At 44.7% G+C, this 5,991-nt stretch carries 4 protein-coding genes; 3 read left to right on the top strand and 1 reads right to left on the bottom strand.

The window, feature by feature from the left end; all coding sequences use genetic code 11:
• Nucleotides 1–768 precede the first annotated feature (768 nt).
• Nucleotides 769–1,725 carry a metallophosphoesterase gene (locus KEM09_RS21600; protein WP_212231987.1) on the bottom strand — a complete coding sequence of 319 codons (957 nt, stop codon included), beginning with the start codon at nt 1,723–1,725 and terminating at the stop codon, nt 769–771.
• Nucleotides 1,726–1,821: 96 nt separating this feature from the next.
• Here KEM09_RS21600 and KEM09_RS21605 point away from each other — a divergent pair, with 96 nt between their 5' ends.
• The 3 genes from KEM09_RS21605 to KEM09_RS21615 all read left to right on the top strand — a co-directional run bounded on the left by KEM09_RS21605 (nt 1,822) and on the right by KEM09_RS21615 (nt 5,414).
• Nucleotides 1,822–2,805, top strand: a complete 984-nt coding sequence (locus tag KEM09_RS21605; protein ID WP_212231989.1) for a glycosylasparaginase — start codon at nt 1,822–1,824, stop codon at nt 2,803–2,805.
• Nucleotides 2,806–2,960: 155 nt separating this feature from the next.
• Nucleotides 2,961–3,950, top strand: a complete 990-nt coding sequence (locus KEM09_RS21610) for a Gfo/Idh/MocA family protein (RefSeq protein WP_212231991.1) — start codon at nt 2,961–2,963, stop codon at nt 3,948–3,950.
• Between the two features lie 831 nt (nt 3,951–4,781).
• Nucleotides 4,782–5,414, top strand: a complete 633-nt coding sequence (locus tag KEM09_RS21615) for a flavodoxin family protein (protein ID WP_212231998.1) — start codon at nt 4,782–4,784, stop codon at nt 5,412–5,414.
• Nucleotides 5,415–5,991: the final 577 nt, after the last annotated feature.

Below are 5,991 nucleotides of genomic sequence, written 5' to 3' on the forward strand. Positions count from 1 at the left end.
TGCACATAGCAGGCCGTAGGTCTGCAACAATAATAACCCCGGGTAAACGCAGTGCCACCCGGGGATACGCCAATCTAATCAAAAACCGGTGCAACTGTGCATTAAATAATGTAGGATGTCATTTGCACCGGAATAGCCAGTCATATTTTATGCCCCCGTATCTGCCTATGGTAAAAGCTCTCAAGGGAAGCGTAAAAGCCCTTTTTACCAAAGGTTTGTTTGCATTTACACGCCTGCCTCGGATATGTCTTTGTCCTCAAGCCGGACGAGCTCCAACTTTTCCCTTCAGTCGCAAAAGTTGTCAAAAGGTCCGCTGACTGCAGCACTCATTGACCCACTAACAACTTACTTCGCATGAGATTTAAAGATTTACAGCTTGGTGCCAAATCTCATTTTGCTTCGTTTCGTTGAGTGGGTACCCCAATGTCGTTGCTGATGTCAGAGGGGCAATTATATGGGTATTGTCCTAGGGATAGAAGGCTGTAGGCCTGCCACATAAATAGCCCGGGGTAAGCGAAGCGAAACCCCGGGATACAATACGCCAACCAAATACCGGTGCAACGGTGCATTAATAAATGTAGAATGTATTTTGCACCGGAATAGTCAGTTATATGTTATCCCCCCTCAGGCCTGCGGCCAGCTCCCCCGGTGGAGCATTGGGATATTGCTATTTAAGAGCAGAGGAGAATGAAGTACTTTAGTACATGAGTGAGTAAGCAACGTTTCACAAAAATTGGCTATTCCGCTAAAAGGCACTAGCCGTTCTAATCATCTTTTTACAAATACAAAATTTGATTCGTCTAAGGCTTCTTCTCCGCTATAACGATAGGCCGCCAATCGGCCGGAACCGGTTACGCAGGCATCCACACAACACACATTATTGGTTGGTATCATCGGTCCACGCCCCATGCAATAGTGCCCTATAAATACAATGGGTGCATTCTCAGGGTAGACTTCATACTCATCAATTATTTCAGTGGGTATGGTATAATCGGGCAGCTCAAATTTATTCCCGTAGCTGAGTGATTTAAAGGTTTTACCTTTGGGTGTCATCCACCATTTCACCCTGAAATTGTCACGTTTGATATTCTGTTCATCTTTAATGATGAGATCCTTTGGCATGGACAACTCAATACCTTTGATGGTTTCAAAAAACGCTTTACTGAGTCCATCATCACCATTTAGCAAATGTTTAAGCATCCCTTTCTTAATTCGTCCATCGGCATACAAGCCCTCCAGCTGCCTGATATGGGAATCGTTCCAATAGGCATGCACCACCCTGATGCCATTTAAACAAAGGTGCAGGGGTAAGCTGCGTAACCATTTGATATCACGCTTAAGCGCCTCTTTATTGCCATTGTATTCGCGGGCAAATTTATAGAGTAGTTTGCTATTGTTATTGCCTGGTATGCGCAATGGTTGTCCCTCATCATCTTTTGTGAAGTACAGGATGGCATTCACCTCATGGTTACCCAGAATAGCCAGTGCTGTTCCTGCATTAACCATGTCACGAATGATTTGAATAACACCTTTACTATTGGGCCCTCTGTTTATGAAATCCCCAACAAACACTGCTACTCGGTAGGCATGTGACCAAACACCGTTCACCAGGGTATAGCCCATTTGTAACAGTAGTTTTTGTAATTGGATATGATGTCCGTGAACATCGCCAATTATGTCGTAAAAATGTTCATCTTGGTGTGCTTCGTTATGTCTGGCGGTCATTCTAACCCTATTTTCCTTACATTTGAAATTGATGGTTTAAAAATAGACAATTTTGAAATTCATCAATCAATTATTATCAAAACAAAAGCACATAATATGAGTTCACGTCGAAATTTTATCAAACAAAGTGGGTTGGCATCACTTGGATTAATAGCTGCAGGCAGTCAATCCGGCCAGGCCGCTGTTCGCAAAATAAAACCCGGCAAAATAACCAAACCGTTAGCCATATCGACTTGGAAAAATGGTATGCAAGCCAATGTGGCCGGGTGGGAAGTCCTTAAAAATGGCGGTCGTGCTCTGGATGCCGTTGAGCAAGGTGTTAAAGTGGTAGAAGCAGATCCAAACGATATGAGTGTGGGTTACGGTGGACGGCCCGATAGAGATGGTATTGTAACGCTTGATGCCTGCATCATGGATGAGACAGGTAACGCAGGCTCTGTATGTGCACTCGAAAATATTAAGCATCCCATATCGGTGGCACGACGGGTGATGGAGAAAACACCTCACGTAATGCTGGCTGGGGCAGGCGCCTTGCAGTTTGCCAAAGAAGAGGGCTTTGCTGAAGAAAACCTGTTGACAGAGAAAGCCAGAAAGGAATGGCAGGAGTGGCGTAAGACATCCGATTACAAGCCGGTTATCAATATTGAAAACCATGATACCATCGGCATGTTGGCACTGGACCAGAATGGTGATATATCGGGAGCATGTACCACCAGCGGTTTGGCTTACAAAATGCATGGACGGGTAGGAGACAGTCCGATTATAGGTGCCGGTATGTATTGTGATAATGAAATAGGTGGTGCCGTTGCAACCGGCATGGGCGAGCTGGTGATGAAAACGCTGGGTTCATTCCTGGTGGTGGAATTGATGAACCAGGGACTGAGCCCACAAAAGGCTGTTGAAGAGGCTATAGCCCGTATTGTTAAGAAAATACCAGGTTATCAGGATTTTCAAATTGGTTACCTGGCTATTAATAAAGCCGGTGAGGTAGGCGCCTACAGCTTACACAAAGGCTTTAACTACGCACTTTATGCCAATGACAACAACCAGCTGATTGATTCGGACTACTACCTGAAATAAGCTTATTATAACAAGGATTGAAGAAGGATCGCATCTTTATCGCCATTGCGTGCATAAAGATGCGATCCTTCTTTGCAATGAAGAGTATTTATCGCGTACCGACCATGCAATTTTTTCCGGAAAACCTTATATTGACATGATTCAAACTGGAGGCTATGCTAAAACAAATCAACTGGGGAATAATCGGCTGTGGCAACGTAACTGAAGTCAAGAGCGGACCAGCATTCAATAAGGTGGAAGGAAGTACACTGCGGATGGTCATGCGAAGGGATGCTGATAAAGCTAAATCATATGCTCGTCGCCACGAAGTACCACAATGGACCAACGTGGCGGATGAATTAATTAACCATCCGGATATCAATGCGATATATATTGCCACACCCCCAGGCTCACATGCCGAGTATGCCATAAAAGCCATGGAAGCTGGTAAAGCAGTATATGTAGAGAAACCAATGGCCGCCACTTATAAGCAGGCGCTGGCCATGCTCGAAACCAGTCGCTCAACTGGTGTGCCCTTATTTGTGGCTTATTACCGGCGTACCCTGCCAGGTTTTCTGAAGGTTAAAGAATTAATAGATTCCGGAGAAATCGGGCAGACATTATATGTTAATATGCGATTGATTAGGGCAGCAAGACCATATGAGAAAGAGGCCCGGCTGGATATCTGGCGTCTCCAGACTGAGCATTCAGGAGGCGGTATTTTTTATGATCTGGCATCTCATCAGCTTGATTTTTTGGATTACCTCTTTGGGCCCATCAAAACAGTCTTTGGTGTGGCAGCCAATCGTGGTGGTTACTATGAGGTAGAAGATACGGTTAGTGCCTCGATGCAGTTTAAAAATGGTGTGGTGGGCAATGGTATCTGGTCATTTGTAACGCACGAAAATGCCCAGGAAGATATTATCGAAGTGGTGGGCACGGCTGGTAAGATACAGTTCTCAGGCTTTGAACACACACCCATCATTCTTTATAAAGATGGCGAAGTGATGGAATACCCTTACCTGAATCCTGAGAATATCCAGTATAACCTCATTAAACAGGTGGTGGAAACCCTGCAGGGTGTTGGACAATGTGTTAGTACCGGCGAAACAGCCATACGTACCAATAAGGTGATGCAGAAGATTGTTAAAGGTTTTTATGAGTAGGGACGCTGCACTGTAGCCTATTAGCGACGCCTTCGGCTATACAATTTAAGCACGATAGCAGAGTGCTCTCTAAGGCTTAAAAATTATTACCGCAGAGTGAAAGGAGGACACGGGAATGACTTTTTTTAGTAGTTGCGAATAGCAGGCTGTAGGCCTGCCACAATAATAACCCCGGGTAAGCGCAGCGCCACCCTGGGATACGCCAATCCAATAAAAACCGGTGCAACCGAAAATTAATAAAACGTAGGATGTAATTTGCACCGGAATAGCCCTGACTCTAAGGCTTAAAAAAAATTACCGCAGAGTGAAAGGAGGACATAGAGAATGACTTTTTTGTAGTTGCGAATAGCAGGCTGTAGGCCTGCCACAATAATAACCCCGGGTAAGCGCAGCGCCACCCTGGGATACGTCAATCCAATAAAAACCGGTGCAACCGAAAATTAATAAAGTGTAGGATGTAATTTGCACCGGAATAGCCCTGACTCTAAGGCTTAAAAATTATTACCGCAGAGTGAAAGGAGAACACGGAGAATGACTTTTGTTAGTAGTTGCACATAGCAGGCTGAAGGCCTGCCACAATAATAACCGCGGGTAAGTGAAGCGCCACCCTGGGATACGCCAATCCAATAAAAACCGGTGCAACCGAAAATTGATAAAGCGTAGGATGTAATATGCACCGGAATGGACACTGAAGTTTGCCAGCTCGCATCTTAGTGTACAAGACGCTTATTAAGCTAAGATCCTAAGGTACATGGCAATGCTTTCGACTTTGGAAATAAAACGCTCTAACGAGCTAAAAAGAAACTATAAATCACTATAAACCGATCAACTATGAAAGTACTGGCCATTAACGGAAGTCCACATAAAAAAGGTAATACTTACCTGGCATTAACTATTGTATGTGAGCAATTGAATAAAGTGGGTATCGAAACTGAGATCATCACCATTGGACACAGAAAAATACAAGGATGTACCGCCTGTAACGCTTGTGCAAAAAGTCTGGATGAACGCTGCATCATCGATGATGTGGTGAATGAATTGATTCAGCAAATGAAAGTGGCAGATGGCATTCTGTTTGGTGCGCCCGTTCACTATGCCGATATTGGCGGCACCATGAAGGCCTTTCTGGACAGGGCTTTTTATGTGGCAGGTGTCAATCATCGTTTGTTCAGACACAAGGTGGCGGCAGGTATGGTGGCCGTGCGCCGAACAGGAGGTATGCCAGCCATTAATACCATTAATAATTACCTGCAATACAGCGAAATGTTTATACCTGCATCTAACTACTGGAATGTGATTCACGGACTTAAACCCGGTGATGCCCTTAAGGATGAGGAAGGGGTACAAATCGCCCGTGTCCTCGGTAAGAACATGGCATGGCTGCTAAAGGCTGTCGTTACACATAAGCAAATAGAGGCCTTGCCCGAAGTAGAGGAGAAGACTTATATGCATTTTATACGGTAGTAAGGCCTCGCTTTAGCAAAAATGCTTATTTTATTAGCTCGGTAGTTGAACGGTCTCTTTAATCTAATAGTTTTTAATACAGGTAAATATAGGCTCATCTTCCCCTTGGGGAAGTAAGCGTAGCGGGATGGGGGGATTGGCAGTGCATTCAATCTTTCGGACTATAAAATTTTACCGCAGAGTGATATGAGGAAACAGAGATTGACTTTTATATTTTTAGTAGCTGCACATTGCAGGCTGTAGGCCTGCCACACAAATAGCCCGGGGTAAGCGAAGCGACACCCCGGGAACCGAAACAACAGTAAAAACCGGTGCAAGCGTGCATTAAATAATGAAGGATGTAATTTGCACCGGATTATCCACCTATTTAATGCCCCCTCATCTAGCTCAGGCGGAAGTTCTCATGAACATGTCTCAATTAACAGCTCATAAGGTAATATGGAAGCTGCCAATAGCAGGCCGTAGGTCTGCAACAATAATAACCCCGGGTAAACGCAGTGCCACCCGGGGATACACCAACCCAATCAGAACCGGTGCAACCGAGCATTAATAAATGCAGGATATGATTTGCACCGGA

This window comes from Carboxylicivirga mesophila (genome assembly GCF_018271975.1).
Taxonomy (GTDB): Bacteria; Bacteroidota; Bacteroidia; order Bacteroidales; family Marinilabiliaceae; genus Carboxylicivirga; species Carboxylicivirga mesophila.